The 15,416-nt window shown below is 73.5% G+C and carries 12 protein-coding genes; 5 read left to right on the top strand and 7 right to left on the bottom strand.

What is annotated here, in order from left to right; translation table 11 throughout:
* Positions 1 to 5: 5 nt before the first annotated feature.
* Positions 6 to 185 (bottom strand): hypothetical protein, encoded by a 180-nt coding sequence (locus tag ACF1DX_RS29280; protein WP_391794184.1) that lies wholly within the window; start codon positions 183 to 185, stop codon positions 6 to 8.
* 193 nt (positions 186 to 378) lie between these two features.
* Here ACF1DX_RS29280 and ACF1DX_RS29275 point away from each other — a divergent pair, with 193 nt between their 5' ends.
* Positions 379 to 1,200, top strand: coding sequence for an SAM-dependent methyltransferase (locus tag ACF1DX_RS29275; RefSeq protein WP_391794131.1), 822 nt, complete (start codon positions 379 to 381; stop codon positions 1,198 to 1,200).
* Positions 1,201 to 1,271: 71 nt separating this feature from the next.
* On the opposite strand, the gene ACF1DX_RS29270 is transcribed toward ACF1DX_RS29275, so the two are convergent.
* On the bottom strand, positions 1,272 to 2,192 hold the full coding sequence (locus ACF1DX_RS29270) for a helix-turn-helix domain-containing protein (RefSeq protein WP_391794130.1): 921 nt from the start codon (positions 2,190 to 2,192) through the stop codon (positions 1,272 to 1,274).
* A 155-nt stretch (positions 2,193 to 2,347) separates the two neighbouring features.
* Complete coding sequence (locus ACF1DX_RS29265; protein WP_030863603.1) at positions 2,348 to 2,578, bottom strand: DUF397 domain-containing protein; 231 nt, start codon at positions 2,576 to 2,578, stop codon at positions 2,348 to 2,350.
* An 847-nt stretch (positions 2,579 to 3,425) separates the two neighbouring features.
* Between ACF1DX_RS29265 and ACF1DX_RS29260 the strand changes: the two genes are divergently transcribed.
* The 3 genes from ACF1DX_RS29260 to ACF1DX_RS29250 all read left to right on the top strand — a co-directional run bounded on the left by ACF1DX_RS29260 (position 3,426) and on the right by ACF1DX_RS29250 (position 8,407).
* Positions 3,426 to 3,971: a hypothetical protein gene (locus ACF1DX_RS29260; protein WP_391794129.1), complete on the top strand. Its 546-nt coding sequence runs from the start codon at positions 3,426 to 3,428 to the stop codon at positions 3,969 to 3,971.
* A 198-nt stretch (positions 3,972 to 4,169) separates the two neighbouring features.
* Positions 4,170 to 6,908 carry a SpoIIE family protein phosphatase gene (locus ACF1DX_RS29255; protein ID WP_391794128.1) on the top strand — a complete coding sequence of 913 codons (2,739 nt, stop codon included), beginning with the start codon at positions 4,170 to 4,172 and terminating at the stop codon, positions 6,906 to 6,908.
* A 134-nt stretch (positions 6,909 to 7,042) separates the two neighbouring features.
* The gene (locus tag ACF1DX_RS29250; RefSeq protein WP_391794127.1) at positions 7,043 to 8,407 is read left to right on the top strand and encodes an FAD-dependent oxidoreductase; all 1,365 of its coding nucleotides are present in this window, start codon (positions 7,043 to 7,045) and stop codon (positions 8,405 to 8,407) included.
* Between the two features lie 74 nt (positions 8,408 to 8,481).
* On the opposite strand, the gene ACF1DX_RS29245 is transcribed toward ACF1DX_RS29250, so the two are convergent.
* Positions 8,482 to 10,851 carry a glycoside hydrolase family 65 protein gene (locus tag ACF1DX_RS29245; RefSeq protein ID WP_391794126.1) on the bottom strand — a complete coding sequence of 790 codons (2,370 nt, stop codon included), beginning with the start codon at positions 10,849 to 10,851 and terminating at the stop codon, positions 8,482 to 8,484.
* Between the two features lie 252 nt (positions 10,852 to 11,103).
* Positions 11,104 to 12,834 carry a GAF domain-containing protein gene (locus ACF1DX_RS29240; RefSeq protein ID WP_391794125.1) on the bottom strand — a complete coding sequence of 577 codons (1,731 nt, stop codon included), beginning with the start codon at positions 12,832 to 12,834 and terminating at the stop codon, positions 11,104 to 11,106.
* A 342-nt stretch (positions 12,835 to 13,176) separates the two neighbouring features.
* On the opposite strand from ACF1DX_RS29240, the gene ACF1DX_RS29235 reads away from it, so the two are divergent.
* Positions 13,177 to 14,379, top strand: a complete 1,203-nt coding sequence (locus tag ACF1DX_RS29235) for a globin domain-containing protein (protein WP_391794124.1) — start codon at positions 13,177 to 13,179, stop codon at positions 14,377 to 14,379.
* A 53-nt stretch (positions 14,380 to 14,432) separates the two neighbouring features.
* On the opposite strand, the gene ACF1DX_RS29230 is transcribed toward ACF1DX_RS29235, so the two are convergent.
* On the bottom strand, positions 14,433 to 14,807 hold the full coding sequence (locus ACF1DX_RS29230; RefSeq protein ID WP_391794123.1) for a hypothetical protein: 375 nt from the start codon (positions 14,805 to 14,807) through the stop codon (positions 14,433 to 14,435).
* Positions 14,808 to 14,892: 85 nt separating this feature from the next.
* Positions 14,893 to 15,411 carry a roadblock/LC7 domain-containing protein gene (locus ACF1DX_RS29225; protein WP_391794122.1) on the bottom strand — a complete coding sequence of 173 codons (519 nt, stop codon included), beginning with the start codon at positions 15,409 to 15,411 and terminating at the stop codon, positions 14,893 to 14,895.
* Positions 15,412 to 15,416 lie beyond the last annotated feature (5 nt).

The raw sequence follows: 15,416 nt of genomic DNA, 5'->3' as shown, positions 1-15,416 counted from the left end.
GCCGGTTACGCGCTGACGAGGAGCTGCGGCGACAGCACCTCGATCATCGTGTTGGTCCAGCGCATCTGGCGGAGGGTCCGCGGATGACAGGAGGAGGCCGGCTCCAGCAGCTCCCGGTCCCAGGGGTCGGTGATCCGGTCCGTCGCGCTGTCCAGGGTCCGGCCTCCACGGGGAAACGGCGGCACTCCGCGAGTACCCCGTCTCCGGAGCGCAAGCGCTCACCCTAGGTATCCATCAGGGCACCCAGGGTCATTCCGGGCGGGCGGCGCCTCATCCCCTCCGGCGACGTTCGCCGACGGGCTGGCACCGCCCCTCCGCGGCTCCCTAGGATGTACTCCCTGTCCAGCCAGTCCAGTTGGCGCGCCCGCAGGGGGAACGATGCACACCGGTAAGCAGCTGTCCACCGAGATCGACGCGACCGTGCCGACGGCAGCGCGCATGTACGACTACTACCTGGGCGGCAAGGACAACTACGCGGCGGACCGCGCCGCGGTCGAGGAACTCGACAAGGTGGTGCCCAGCACCCGCCGCCTGGCGCTGAACAACCGGCGCTTCCTCCAGCGGGTGGTCCGCATCCTCACCCAGGAGTACGGGATACGGCAGTACATCGACCACGGTTCCGGCCTGCCCACCCAGGACAACGTCCACCAGGTCGCGCAGCGCGTCGACCCGACCACCCACGTGGTGTACACCGACAACGACCCGATGGTCCTGGTGCACGGCCGTGCCCTGCTGGAGCAGGACGAGCGCACCGTGGTCATCCAGGCCGACATGCGCGACACCGACGGGATATTCGGTCACCCGGAGACCCGGCGGCTGATCGACTTCTCGGAGCCGGTGTGCGTGCTGTTCAACTCGGTCTTCCACTGCATCCCGGACAGTGACACCGACGGTCCGCTCGCCCTGGCCCGCCGGGTGCGCGAACGGCTGGCGCCGGGCAGCTTCATGGTGATGTGCCAGCTCGTCAGTGAGGACCCGGAGGTCCGCGCGTCCGTCACCGACTTCATGGACCGGGCGACCCACGGGAACTGGGGCCGGGTGCGCGAGGAGAAGGACGTCGAGTCGTACTTCGAGGGCCTGGAGGTCCTGGAGCCGGGCCTGGTGGAGGTGTCCACCTGGCGCCCGGACACCGAGGTGGCGCCCCGTCAGCTCACCCAGGAGTGGATCGAGTTCGGCGGTGTGGGCCGGATCCCGCTGTAACCCCCGACGCCGCGACGCCCCCGCCGGACCGCTCGGGTCCCACGGGGGCGTCGGCGTGTCCGGGCCCGCCGCTACACCGCGGCGTAGCGCTCCCCGATCGTCCTGCGGAGCAGTTCCACCGAGTCACGCGGTTTGAGCGCCTCGTCGGCGAGGCGGTCCAGCGCGATCCGGTACTCCTCCGTCTCGTCGCGGTCCTCCAGGAAGTTGGCGCTCCTGATGTGCTCCAGATAGACCACGTCGGGCAGGTCGAGCCCGCCGAAGCGCAGATAGGTCACGGGGATGGCGGGCGCCGACGCGTTCGTCACGTCCAGCGGCACGATCTGCACCGTCACGTTGGGCCGCTCGGCCATCGCCACCAGGTGCTCGAGCTGCTCGCGCATCACCGCGGGGCTGCCCAGGACGCGCAGCAGGACCGACTCGTCGATGACGGCCCAGAGCTGCGGCGCGGCCTCGCGCATCAGCAGTTCGGCGCGGCGCATGCGCAGTTCGACCCGGCGCCGCACCTCGCCGGCCGGGGCGTTCGGCAGCCCGCGCTCGACCACCGCGCGGGTGTAGGCGGCGGTCTGCAGCAGTCCGGGGACGTACTGGATCTCGAAGGTGCGGATGGTGGCGGCGGCCTCCTGGAGCCCGACCAGACGGTCGAACCACTCGGGCATCAGCCGCTTGTCGTACCGCTGCCACCAGCCCGGCTCCCCGGCCCGCAGGAGCAGCTTGAGCAGCACCGAGGCCTCGTACTCGTCGGTGCCGTACAGCGTCAGCAGGGCCCGGACGTCGCCCTCGGTCGGCGGGCGGCGGCCCTTGCCGGACTCGATGCGGGACAGCTTCGCCGGGCTGAAGCCGACGGAGCGCGCCGCCTGGTCCTGGGACAGTCCGGCATCTTCACGGAAGCCCGCGAGCTGCACGCCGACCAGCATCTTCAGCAGGGTCGGGGCGGGCTCGGACCTGTCCAGGTAGGGTTCCAGACGGGAGATTCGAGGCGACGCGGCGGACATCCTGACTCCCAGCAGACCGGCACAAGGGCGCTTTACACTATCGCATCTGACTTCCCCTCACCGCATCCGCGTGCGAAAGCCCCGGGGAAGTGGCGAGTCGGGCTCCGCTTCACCGGCACCGGTCCGGGCGGCCGGCGCCGGTGCGTCGCGGGTGTTCAGACCAGGTGGTCGAACTCGCCGTCCTTCGCGCCGGCCAGGAACGCCGCCAGCTCCGCGGCCGTGTAGACGAGGGCGGGACCGTCGGGGTCACGGGAGTTGCGCATCGCGATCCCCCCGTCGGCCAGCGGGGCCACCTCGACGCAGTTGCCCTCGGCGTTGCTGTGCCGGCTCTTGATCCAGCGGGCGTCCAACTGGCTGGCCCGCACTCCGTTGCGCACTCCTGGCACCGCTGTCTCCTCGCTGTTCCCGTGTCTCCCGGTGCGCGGTTCCGGGTGCCGGACCGCGCGCCGGGAAAAATATCGCGCAATTTCTCGTGCAATTGCACGCGAGCGCCGTCAGCGTGGATAATAGCTGCGGCGTCAACCCCTGTACTGACGCCCTGTCCTGACGTCGCATCGGGGAGATGCCGTGTCATCACCTGCGCATCCGTTACGCCGGCCGCCGGCCGCCACCCTGTTACCGACGAGTGGCCGCGGCACGGTGACGGCAGGTCCGCACCGGCCGCTCCCGGCGGCGCCGTACGGACAGCCGCTCCCGGCACCGGAGACGGCCCGCCCCGCGTCCGCCTCGGGCGCGCCGCGCCTCACGCGCGGCCGGAAGGGGCTCGCGCGGACACGGTCCTCCACCCGGGACTCCCCGCACACCCGGCAGCCCGGCCACCACCGCCGCGACGCCGTCCTCGTGGACACCGGGCCGGGGAGCGCCGTACGGAGCACGCCGCGGACCCGGGGCCCGGCACGCACTTCCCCGGCCGCGTCACCGCCGGCCGCCGACGCTCCGCGTCGGCACCCTCCTCCGCCTCAGGGCCGCACACACCGGGCCCCGCCCACCGGCGCCCATGAGGCGCCCCGGATTCCCCACGACCCGGTCCGCACGACCCACCCGGCCACCACCGCCGTGACGCACGCGGCACCGCGGCGCGCGGGTGCGCCGGACGTCCGGCCCGGGTCCCGCGCACCCGCCGCTCACCGTCTCCGGCGCCGCCCCCGCCCCTCCGGCGGGCAGAGCGGCACGGGCCCGGTCGCCGGCCCGACCCCCCATCCGACACGACTGCCGCGGAGAGGCACCCACGCCATGCGCAGCGCTTCCACGGAACAGCCGAGCAGCGAGCGCCCTGTGCGCCACACGTCCCCCACCAAAGTGGCACGGACCACGCCCCTCACGGCACTGTCCCGCGTGCCGTGGGCCGACATGCAGGACTCCACCGGCTCGGCGGCGGCCATCCCCCTGCTGCTGAACGGCATCGCCTGGGGAGACGCCGGCACCGCCCGCGCCGCCCTGGAGGATCTGCGGAAACGGATCTGCCAGTACGGCTTCGTCACGGAGCAGGCGACCGCCGCCGCGGTCCCCTTCCTCTGGGAGCTGGCCCAGCTTCCGCACGTCACCTGCCGGGCCGGGATCATCCAGCTGCTCAAGGCCATCGCCGACGCCCGGCAGTGGGAGAGCACCGCCGCCGCGTATCCCAAGCTGCTCAGCCGCCGGGAGAACCCGGTGGTGTGGGAGCGGGCCGCCCGGCAGGCGGTGCGCGCCCGGCGCGGTGACCTGAACCGGCTGCTGGCCGAGCCGGACACCGAGATCGCCCGTGCCACCACGGAACTGGCCCGCGCCCTGGCCGACTGAGCCGGCGCGGCCGGGTGGCCCGGTCGAAGAACGCGCGCGACCTTCGGGGGACGAGTCGCGCGCCGGGGGAGGGTCGCGCGCGGTCACCGGGGGACGGCCGCGCGCGACCCGGGGAGGCCGTGACGGAAAGGTGACGACCCGCCGGTCGGGCGGGTGCCGCCCCTCGCCTCGCGTGGCGCGGCAGTGTAGACATGGCACATGGTCCGACTCATGGGTCGATCCCGGCCCCGGTCGTCCCTGCGGCCCGGTGCCGCGGCGTCCGTCCGGCGCCGGCGGGACGCAGACGGCCGCTCCCGGTGGCATCCGGCGGCGGGACTGCGGTCGGTGCTGAGCGGGCGCAGTGTCGCCGGACAGGTGTTCGTGCTGTACCTGGTGATCGTGCTGCTGCTGGTGGTGGCCGCCGTCGTGGCGCTGGTGCTCCAGGTGCGGCGGGACAGCACGCAGGAGGCCCGCAACCGCTCGCTCGCCGTCGCGGAGACCTTCGCGAACGCGCCGGGCATGACCGAGGCGCTGGACTCCCCCGACCCCACGGCCGTGCTCCAGCCGCGTGCCGAGGCGGCCCGCGAGCAGGCGAACGTCGACTTCGTCGTCGTCATGAACACCGACGGCATCCGCTACACGCATCCCAGACCGGACCGCATCGGCAAGAAGTTCGTCGGCACCATCGGGCCCGCGCTGGCCGGCGAGCCGGTGGTGGAGGAGATCGAGGGCACCATCGGACAGCTGGTGCAGGCGGTGGTGCCGGTGGAGGACGCCGACGGCGAGGTGGTGGGCCTGGTGTCGGCCGGCATCACGACCGAGCACGTCGGCGGGGCGGCGGAGGACCAGTTTCCCCTCGTCCTGAGCGCGGCGCTCGCCGCGCTCGCCCTGGCGACCGGCGGCGCGGCCCTGGTGAGCAGACGGCTGCTGCGCCAGACCCATGGCCTGGGCCCGCGCGAGATGACCCGGATGTACGAACACCACGACGCGGTGCTGCACGCGGTGCGCGAAGGGGTGATCATCGTCGACGGGGACGGGACGCTCATGCTCGCCAACGACGAGGCGCGCCGGCTGCTCGGCCTGCCCGAGGACGCCGAGGGCCGGCCCGTGCCGGACATCGGCCTGGACCCCGGCACCGCCGAGCTGCTGTCCTCGGGCCGTGTCGCCACGGACGAGGTGCACCTGGTGGCCGACCGGCTGCTGGCGGTCAACCAGCGGCCCACCGACCGGGCGGGCGGCCCGCCCGGCAGCGTGGCCACGGTCCGCGACTCCACCGAGCTGCGCGCCCTGTCCGGCCGGGCGGAGGAGTCACGCGAGCGGCTCAACATGCTGTACGACGCGGGAGTGGGCATCGGGACGAGCCTGGACGTCACCCGCACGGCCGAGGAGCTCGCCGAGCTGGCCGTGCCGCGGTTCGCCGACTTCGTCACGGTGGACCTGTTCGAGTCGGTGCTGGCCGGCGGCCACCCCGACGCGGCCGGCGTACTGCGCCGCGCGGCGTCGGCGGGAATCGGCGCGGACGCCCCGCTCTACTCCAAGGGCGCGCAGATCCGTTTCGTCGCGTCGTCCCCGCAGGGCGTCAGCCTCGCCACCGGCCGGCCGGTCCTGGAGCCCCGGCTCGTCGAGGCACCCGGCTGGCACGCACAGGACGTGGAGCGCTCCGGGCAGGTCATGGAGTACGGCATCCATTCGCTGATCACCGTGCCGCTGCGGGCCGGGACGCTGGTGCTCGGGGTGGTCAGCTTCTGGCGTTCGCGGAAGGCGGAGCCGTTCGACACCGAGGAGCTGGCGCTCGCGGAGGAGCTGGTCGCGCGGGCCGCGGTCTCCATCGACAACGCCCGCCGTTACACGCGCGAGCACAGCATGGCGGTGACGCTCCAGCGGAGCCTGCTGCCGCGCACCCTGCCCGAGCAGAACACCCTGGAGATCGCCTACCGCTACCTTCCCGCGCAGGCCGGGGTGGGCGGGGACTGGTTCGACGTGCTGCCGCTGTCCGGTGCCCGGGTGGCGCTCGTGGTCGGCGACGTCGTCGGCCACGGCCTGCACGCGGCGGCCACGATGGGGCGGCTGCGCACGGCGGTGCACAACTTCTCCGCCCTCGACCTCCCGCCCGACGAGCTCCTGGCCCTGCTCGACGAGCTGGTCGGGCGCATCGACCAGGACGAGGCGCAGGACGAGCAGAGCGCGCCGGTGACGGGGGCGACCTGTCTGTACGCGGTCTACGACCCGGTCTCCCGGCGCTGCACCGTGGCCCGGGCGGGCCATCCGCCGCCGGCCGTGGTCCGCCCGGACGGCGGGGTGGAGTTCTGGGACGTGCCCGCCGGTCCCCCGCTGGGGCTGGGCGGTCTGCCGTTCGAGTCGGCCGAGCTGGAGCTGCCGGAGGGCAGCCGGCTCGTCCTGTACACCGACGGGCTGGTCGAGGACCGCGGGCACGACATCGACGTCGGCCTGGAGCGGCTGCGCGAGGCGCTGTCCCGGTCCGGCGGCTCCCCCGAGGACACCTGCAGGGTCGTACTGGAGTCCCGGCGTCCGGCGCGGGCCGGTGACGACATCGCGCTGCTCGTGGCGCGGACGCGGGCGCTGCCCGCCGGCCGCATCGCCCAGTGGCCGGTGCCGCCGGACCCGGCGGCCGTCGGCGAGGTGCGGGCGGCGGTCACCCGGAAGCTGGCCGAGTGGGGGCTGGACGAGCTGACGTTCGGCACGGAGCTGATCCTGAGCGAGCTGGTCACCAACGCGCTCCGCTACGGCGGCACCCCCATCCAGGTGCGGATGCTGTACGACCGCAACCTGATCTGCGAGGTGTACGACAGCAGCAGCACCTCGCCCCATCTGCGGTACGCGACCATGACGGACGAGGGCGGGCGCGGCCTGTTCCTGGTGGCCCAGCTCGCCGAACGCTGGGGCACCCGCTATCTTCCGGCCGGCAAGGTCATCTGGGCGGAACAGCCCGTCCCGTGAGCCATAAGGGCAAGCGGGGAAACCTCATAAGAGAGGCTTATGAGCCCATAGACCGGACCCGCGTACCAGGTAAGGCATGCCTCAGTCTAGGCTTCCGACCGAGTCGCCTGTCATCGCTCGAAGGGAACCTGACCATGCCCCGCCCCCTGCGGGTAGCCATCGTCGGATCCGGCCCCGCCGGGATCTACGCCGCCGACGCCCTGCTCAAGTCCGACGTGGCCGCCGAACCGGGCGTGTCCATCGACATCTTCGAGCGGATGCCCGCGCCGTTCGGACTGATCCGGTACGGCGTCGCCCCCGACCACCCGCGGATCAAGGGCATCATCACGGCCCTGCACCAGGTGCTCGACAAGCCGCAGATCCGTCTGTTCGGCAACGTCGACTACGGCACCGACCTCCACCTCGACGATCTGCGCGCGTTCTACGACGGTGTGATCTTCGCCACCGGTGCCACGGCCGACCGCGCGCTGGACGTGCCGGGCATCGACCTCGACGGCTCCTACGGCGCCGCGGACTTCGTCTCCTGGTACGACGGCCACCCGGACGTGCCGCGCACCTGGCCCCTCGACGCCGAGAAGGTCGCCGTGCTCGGCGTCGGCAACGTCGCCCTCGACGTGGCCCGCATCCTGGCCAAGACGGCCGACGAGCTGCTGCCCACCGAGATCCCGGCGAACGTGTACGAGGGCCTGAAGGCCAACAAGGCGCTGGAGGTCCACGTCTTCGGCCGCCGCGGCCCGGCGCAGGCGAAGTTCAGCCCGATGGAGCTGCGGGAGCTGGACCACTCCCCCACCATCGAGGTGATCGTCGACCCCGAGGACATCGACTACGACGAGGGCTCGATCGCGACCCGGCGCGGCAACAAGCAGGCCGACATGGTCGCCAAGACCCTGGAGAACTGGGCGATCCGCGATGTCGGCGACCGTCCGCACAAACTGTTCCTGCACTTCTTCGAGTCGCCCACCGAGATTCTCGGTGAGGACGGCAAGGTCGTCGGCCTGCGCACCGAGCGCACCGAACTCGACGGGACCGGCAACGTCAGGGGGACCGGCGAGTTCAAGGACTGGGACGTCAGCGCGGTCTACCGGGCCGTGGGCTACCTCTCCGACAAGCTCCCCAAGCTGCCGTGGGACCTCGGCTCCGGCACGGTCCCGGACGAGGGCGGGCGCGTCGTCCAGGAGACCGGCGAGCACCTGGACTCCACGTACGTCACCGGTTGGATCCGGCGCGGTCCGGTGGGCCTGATCGGCCACACCAAGGGCGACGCCAACGAGACGGTGGGCAATCTGCTGGCGGACTACGCGGCCGGCCGGCTCCAGACCCCCGGCTCACCCGCCCCGGAGGCCGTGGACGCGTTCCTCGCCGAGCGCGGCATCCGCTTCACCACCTGGGACGGCTGGTACCGCCTGGACGCCGCGGAGAAGGCGCTGGGCGAGCCGCAGGGCCGTGAGCGCGTGAAGATCGTGGAGCGCGAGGACATGCTCCGCGAGAGCGGCGCCTGACTCCCTGCCCCGCGAGGGCTCACCCCACGTGCGCCCGTCCGGTCCGTTCCCCGGACCGGACGGGCGCACGTGTGTCAGTCCGGAAGGGTCAGGCGCTCCGTCTCGCCGGGCTGGAGGCGGACCGTGCGGTCCGGGAGGTGGACCTCGATCGGGGAGCGGCCGGAGGAGGGCACGGCGATCTCCAGCAGGCCGTGCTCCAGCCGCAGCCGGACACCCCAGTGGCCGTGGTAGCGCAGGGTGAAGCCGTAGGAGGAGAGTTCGGGCAGGGGCACCGGGTCGAGCCACAGGGCTCCGCCGCGGGTCTCCAGACCGGTCAGTCCGCGCTGCACCAGGTCGAGGGTGCCGGCCATGGCGCCGAGGTGGATGCCCTCCCCGGTGGTGCCGCCCTGGATGTCGGCGATGTCCGCCTGGAGGGCCTCCTGGCAGAACTTCCAGGCGTCCGCGCGCCGGGCGCGGGCCAGCACCCAGCCGTGGACCAGGCCGCTGAGGGTGGAGCCGTGGCTGGTGCGGTGCAGGTAGTGGTCGACCGTGCGCCGCCAGGTCCGTTCGTCCAGGATCGTCCCCAGCCTGCGGAAGATCCCCTGGAGTTCGGCGGGCGAGAAGAGGTAGCCCAGCATCAGGACGTCCGCCTGCTTGGAGGCCTGGTACCGGTTGACGGTGTCGCCCTCGGCCTCCAGCAGCCGGTCCAGGCGCCGGATGTCGCCGTAGCGGCGCCGGTAGCCCCGCCAGTCGAGTTCGGCGAGTTCCCCGTAGCCCTCGAACTGGCTGATGACGCCGTGGTGGAGGGGGACGTGGAGGGTGCGGGAGACCTCCTCCCACTTCTCCAGTTCCCTCGCGTCCAGTCCGGTCCGCTCGGCGAGTTCACGGCGGCGCGGCTCGGGCAGGCCGCGCAGCACGTCCAGGGTGCGGGCGAGCACCCAGGCGGCCGTGACATTGGTGTACGCGTTGTCGTCGAGGCCCGGTTCGGCGGCGTCCGGGTAGGCGTCGTGGTACTCGTCGGGGCCGACCACGCCCTTGATGCGGTAGCGGCCCAGCCGGTCGTCGAAGGTGGCGGAGTCCGCCCAGAAGCGGGAGATGTTCAGCAGCATCTCGGCGCCCTTGGTGTGCAGGAACTCCTGGTCGCCGCTGGCCTCGCAGTACTGCCAGACGTTGTACGCGATCGCCGACCCCACGTGGTGCTGGAGGCGGGAGTGGTCGGGCAGCCAGCGGCCGGAGCGGGGGTTGAGGTGCAGCTGCTGGGTCTCCTCCCGGCCGTCGCTGCCGCTCTGCCAGGGGTACATCGCGCCGTGGCGCCCGGCGTCCCGGGCGGCGGTGCGGGCGCGCTCCAGACGCCGGTGACGGTGGTGCAGCAGCGCGCGGGAGATCTCGGGGAAGTGCAGGTTGAGGTACGGCAGGACGAACAGCTCGTCCCAGAAGACGTGCCCCCGGTACGCCTCGCCGTGCAGTCCCCGCGCGGGGACCCCCACGTCCAGGTCCGCGGTGTGCGGGGAGAGGGTCTGCAGGACGTGGAAGAGGTGCAGCCGCAGGATGCGGCCCGCCTCACCGGGTACGTCCAGTTCGGCCCGGCGCCAGAGCTGGGCCCAGGCCGTCAGGTGCGGCGGGAGCAGTTCGTCGAAGCCGCCCGCCCGGACCACCCGGTCGACGGCGGCGTGCAGCGGGTCGCTGATCGCGGGGTCGCGGGAGGTGTGCAGGGCGACGATCTTGTCGACGGTGACGGTGTCCCCGGCGGCCAGGTCCAGCCGGGTGCTCTGCAGGGCGCGCGGGCGGTCGTGCCGGTTCGTGACGGGCGCGGGTGCCGTCAGCCGGGCGGCGAGCGCGATCCGGATGTCCGAGGTGCGGGTGCGGCAGCGCAGCCACACCGTGTCCGCGGAGGTCGTGCCGGTGAGCACATGGGTCAGATGACGGCCGTCCAGGTCCCGGTAGCGCGGCACCCCGGCGTTGGTGACGTCGCCGTCGAGCGCCGCCTCGGTCTCCAGCGGCCCGGAGAAGCCCTCGGCGGTGAACTCGGTGCGCAGGCCCGCCAGATGAGGGTCGGCCATGTGGACGAAACGGTGCTGGCGCACCAGGAGCGTCCGTCCGGCCCCCAGGCCGTACCGTGTCCTGCGCTCCAGGAGTCCGGAGGACAGGTGCAGGGTCTCGCCGTGGTCGAGCACGGGGGCGGTGTCGGGGGTGAGCCAGGGCTCGCCGGGGAGCCGGAAGCGCAGCGGCAGCCAGTTGGGCAGGTTGACCATGTCCTCGTTCTCGACGTGCCGTCCGGCGACCTCGGAGACGAGCCGGTTGTAGACGCCGGCCGCGTACGTGCCTGGGTAGTGCACCTCGTCCGCGGAACACTCCGGCAGCGCGCCCCGGGTGGCGAAGTACCCGTTGCCGAGGGTGCACAGCGACTCCCGCAGGCGCGCGTCGGCGGGATCGTAGCCCTCGTGCTCCCAGGTCCAGCCCGTCACTGCGACGCTCCTCCCGCCGGCGGCTGCCGCCGCGGTGCCGCGCCGCGGCGGCCCGTCCCGGAGTCGTCACCGACGGTGAGACCCGCACCGGTCGTGGACGGACGGCCACCACGGCCGGCGACCGACCACCGGAGTACCCGCGGCGGACGCCCGGCACACCCGGACGGCCGTCGGCGGGAGGAGCGTCGCGGTGACGGGCCGGGGAACATCACCCCCGGAGCGGGCCCGGTCCGGAGGGCGGACCCGAGCCGTCTACCGCTCCCCCACCGGCACGCGCCACAGCAGTGTGGTGCCCCCGTCGGCGGAGCCGGTGATGCCGAACGTGCCGCCCAGTTGTTCCGCGCGTTCGGCCATGTTGCGCAGGCCGCTGCGGCGGCCCCCGGCCGGGACGCCCACGCCGTTGTCCGCGACCGTCAGCCGTACCTCGCGGCCGTCGGTCTCGAGCACCACCTCGGCGCGGTCGGCGCGGGCGTGCCGGGCGATGTTGGTCAGTGCCTCGGAGAGCACGGCCACCAGGTGGTCGGCGGCCTCCTTGGAGACGTGGGTGTCGATCAGGCCCTCCATCCGCACGCTCGGGGGGAAGCCCAGCACGGGCGCGGCCTCGCCGACCACCCGTACGGCGCGGGCCCGCAGGCCGGCTCCGCCCGCGCCCTCGTCGGCGGGCGAGCGCAGGCCGAAGATGGTCGACCGGATGATCTTGATGGTCTCGTCCAGGTCGTCCACGGCCCGCAGCACCCGCTCCGAGGCCTCCTTGTGCTCGATGAACCGGCCGGCGCTCTGCAGCGTCATGCCGGTGGCGAACAGCCGCTGGATCGCCAGGTCGTGCAGGTCGCGGGCGATCCGGTCGCGGTCCTCGAGCACGGCGATCTGCTCGGCGTCCTGGCGGCGTTCCGCCAGCTCCATCGCCACGGCCGCCTGGGCGGCGAACCCCCGCAGCGGTTCGATCTCCTTGTCCGTGAACGCGTTGCGGCCCGCGGCCCGCACCAGCAGGACGATGCCCCGCACCCCCTCGCCCGACCCGATGGGCACGGCGACCGCCGGACCGAGGTCCGGGTAGCGCTGGGGGCCCGGGAAGGCCCGGTCGTCGTGCGCGATGTCCGCGCTGGTGACGGGGGCGGCACGGGTGAAGGCGCGGCCGAGCAGACTGTCGTCGACGGGCAGGACGAGCCCGCGGTGGGTGTCCGCGCCCTGCCCGATGGCCAGTTCCACGGTCAGCGAGTCGGTGCCGGCCACGGGCACCGCGACCACGGCGAGGGCGGCCCCGGTGATCTCCCGGGCGCGTTCCGCGATGAGCGCGAGCGCCGAGCCGCGTTCGCTGCCGGACATCAGTCCGTGGGTGATCTCGGCGTTGGCCCGCAGCCAGCGTTCGCGCAGCCGGGACTCCTCGTACAGGCGGGCGTTGTCGATGGCGACGCCGGCGGCGACGGCGAGGGTGGACAGGACCGACTCGTCCTCCTCGTCGAAGTGCGCCCCGCCCCGCTTCTCGGTCAGGTACAGGTTGCCGAAGACCTGGTCGCGGACCCGGATGGGGACCCCGAGGAAGGTGTTCATCGGCGGGTGGTGGGCCGGGAACCCGTACGAGGCGGGGTGGTCGGAGAGTTTCGCCACCCGCAGCGGCTCCGGACGGCGGATCAGCTCGCCGAGGATGCCGTGGCCCTCGGGGTAGGGGCCGATGCGGGCGATCTCCTCCTCGCTGACCCCGACGGTGTGGAAGGCGGACAGCCGCCTGCCGTCCGGGCCGATCACGCCCAGCGCGGCGTACCGCGCGTCCACCAGCGCCGCCGCGGCCTCCACGATGCTGTGCAGCACCTGCTCCAGGTCGAGTTCCCGGCCGACCGAGAGGACGGCCTCCAGCAGGCTGCGCACCCGGTCGCGGGTGCCGCGGGCCGCGTCGATCCGCGCCTGGAGCTCCTCCAGCAGCTCGTCCAGCCTCAGCTGCGGTAGCCGTACGCGGGCGTCCTCGTCCCGCCCGGAGCCTGCCACCCGTGTGCCTCCCGTCCCTTCGTCCGACGCCGTTGCCGGCGCACCCGGCCGGCGCCCCGGTAACGGTCCAGTAAAGGCGACGGTACGGCATGGGCCGGGCGGCCGGACCGGCGGGGACCACAGGCGGGCGGGCGGCCCGCCGCGCCGGGCGGGCCGGTCGGCCCCGTCCCCCGGTCGTCCTCCGGGGCCGGAGGTCCCCTTCCGGTGGGACGACGGTCCCGCGTCGCCCCCGGCGGCCCCGTTGCCCCAGGAAACAGGCATGCCGGGTTGCTATACAGGTGCTGCCGCCGGTCCGGATCCGCGGCCCGACCCGCTTTCCCCGTCCCGCCTCTGGGAGACTTCATGCTGTCCGAAGAGTCCGCCGCAGTACTGCGGGCCACCCTGCCCGCCGTGGCCGGGGCCCTCGACGAGATCACCACGCGTTTCTACGGCTCGATGTTCCGTGACCGGCCCGAACTGCTGGACGGCCTGTTCAACCGGGGCAACCAGGCCAGCGGCGCCCAGCGCCGGGCGCTCGCCGGGTCCATAGCCGGTTTCGCCCAGGCGCTGCTCGCCGACCCGCACACCCGCCCGGACGCCCTGCTGTCCCGGATCGCCCACAAGCACGTGGCGGTCGGGATCACCGACGACCAGTACACGATCGTGCACAAGTACCTGTTCGGCGCGATCGCCGAGGTGCTGGGCGACGCGGTGACGCCCGAGGTCGCCGCCGCCTGGGACGAGGTGTACTGGCTGATGGCCGGCGCCCTCATCGCGCAGGAGGCGCGCCTGTACCACGAGGCCGGTGTCGAGGCGGGCGGCATCTGGCGCCCGTGGACGGTGGTGGAGCGCCACGAGGAGACGGACGACGTGGTGTCGTTCCTGCTGCGCCCCGCCGACGGCGAGCCCGCCCCGCCGGCCCGCGCGGGCCAGTACGTCAGCGTGAAGGTGCTCATGCCCGACGGGGTGCACCAGCTCCGCCAGTACAGCCTGTCCTCGGACCCCGGGGACGAGCTGCGCCGCATCACCGTCAAGCGGGTCGCCGGAGCGGACGGCGCACCGGACGGCGAGGTCTCCGGCCTGCTGCACGAGCGGACCGGCACCGGGGACGAGCTGATGCTGTCCGTGCCCGCCGGCGACGTGGCGCTCGACGAGGCCGACACCCCGCTGGTCCTGGTCTCGGCCGGCATCGGCTGCACCCCGATGCTGGGCATGCTCGCCCGGCTGGCCGCCACCGGCTCCACCCGGCGGGTGCTCGTCCTGCACGCCGACGGCTCGCCCGCCGAGCACGCGCTGCGCGCCGAGACCCGCGAGATCGTGAACGCGCTGACCGACGCGGAGGCGGTCTTCTGGTACGAGCGTCCCGGCCCGGAGGAGCTCGACGCCCGCGACGGCCTGATGGACCTCGCGGGGATCGACGTCCCGGCGGACGCGACGGTGTACCTGTGCGGCCCGCTGCCGTTCATGCGTGCCGTGCGCGGCGGGCTGCTCGACGCCGGGGTGCCCGCCCGCTCCATCCACTACGAGGTCTTCGGCCCCGACCTGTGGCTGCCGGGGGCGGCCTGACCGTCCCGGGGCCCTTCGCGCCGCCGGCGGCGCGAAGGGCCCCGGGCGGCGGATCAGACCTCGAGCTCGGACTCGATCCGGCGCAACTGGTGCCGCGCCATGGCCAGGTTGGCCCGGCCGGCGTCGAGCACCAGGTACAGGAAGAGGCCGTTCCCGCCCCGCCCCTTGAGCAGGCGGATGAGGTGGTACTGGCTGTTCAGGGTGATCAGGATGTCCTCGATCTCCTCGTTCAGCCCCAGGTGTTCCATGGTGCGCAGCTTGGACCGCACGACGTCGGTGTTGCCGGCGGCGGCGACCTCCAGGTTGAAGTCCTTGCCGCCGCCCAGCGTGCCGAGGGCCATGCCGCTGGTGTAGTCGACGAGCGCGACGGCCGTCGCGCCGTCGATGGAGCTGAGGCATTCCTTGAGCGAGGTCTCGGTGTTGGCCATGGGACGTGTCCTTTCGGTCGTGACAGGTGATTCGGGCCGGCCGCCGGGTCGTACGGAGGCGTCCGGCCGGGGGGAAAGCCGGGAGTCAGCCGCCGGGCTGGGGCCGGGGCCGGTGCACGGGCCGCTGCGGGGTCCGTACCGGGAGGGTGCCGATGGGCCGGGCCGGGTCCGGCGCCGGCACGGGGGTCTCCCGGGTCGTGAGCCGGTCGGCGTGCCGTCCCCCGCCCGGGCCGCTGTGGGTGTCCACCAGCTCCGCGATCCGGGCACCGCTGCGCCGGCCCTCCAGGTGCAGCCGGCCCACGTTGACCCGGTCGTCGGCGAGGAGGGTGAGGACGGCGGTGGTGCCGGCCGCGTAGGTGGCGATGTAGCCCTGGCTGCCGCGCACCAGGAGCTCGCGGAACTCGCCGCGGGCGGCGGCGTCCGCCATCCGGTACGCGACGCCGAGCGCGGCGGCGGTGAGCGCGGCCAGCCCCTCCGGTTCGGTCTCGGGGACGTCGTGGGCGAGGACGAGTCCGTCGACGGTGGCCGCGAGGGAGCCCGCCAGCTTGGGTATGCGGGTGCGGAGCCGACGCAGTTCGTCCAGCACGTCGGTCTCGACGGCCATGAGCA

The sequence above is a fragment of the Streptomyces sp. NPDC014676 genome (genome assembly GCF_043084105.1).
In the GTDB taxonomy this organism is placed as follows: domain Bacteria; phylum Actinomycetota; class Actinomycetes; order Streptomycetales; family Streptomycetaceae; genus Streptomyces.
Note: the sequence above shows the minus strand (reverse complement) of the source record. Positions and strands in the feature narration are given on the sequence as shown.

Bases quoted from the DNA above. Each gene is read 5' to 3' on its own strand.
- ACF1DX_RS29275 (WP_391794131.1), top strand. From the start codon at position 379: ATGCACACCGGTAAGCAGCTGTCCACCGAGATCGACGCGACCGTGCCG.
- ACF1DX_RS29270 (WP_391794130.1), bottom strand. From the start codon at position 2,192: ATGTCCGCCGCGTCGCCTCGAATCTCCCGTCTGGAACCCTACCTGGAC.
- ACF1DX_RS29260 (WP_391794129.1), top strand. From the start codon at position 3,426: ATGCGCAGCGCTTCCACGGAACAGCCGAGCAGCGAGCGCCCTGTGCGC.
- ACF1DX_RS29255 (WP_391794128.1), top strand. From the start codon at position 4,170: ATGGTCCGACTCATGGGTCGATCCCGGCCCCGGTCGTCCCTGCGGCCC.
- ACF1DX_RS29250 (WP_391794127.1), top strand. From the start codon at position 7,043: ATGCCCCGCCCCCTGCGGGTAGCCATCGTCGGATCCGGCCCCGCCGGG.
- ACF1DX_RS29235 (WP_391794124.1), top strand. From the start codon at position 13,177: ATGCTGTCCGAAGAGTCCGCCGCAGTACTGCGGGCCACCCTGCCCGCC.
- ACF1DX_RS29230 (WP_391794123.1), bottom strand. From the start codon at position 14,807: ATGGCCAACACCGAGACCTCGCTCAAGGAATGCCTCAGCTCCATCGAC.
- ACF1DX_RS29225 (WP_391794122.1), bottom strand. From the start codon at position 15,411: ATGGCCGTCGAGACCGACGTGCTGGACGAACTGCGTCGGCTCCGCACC.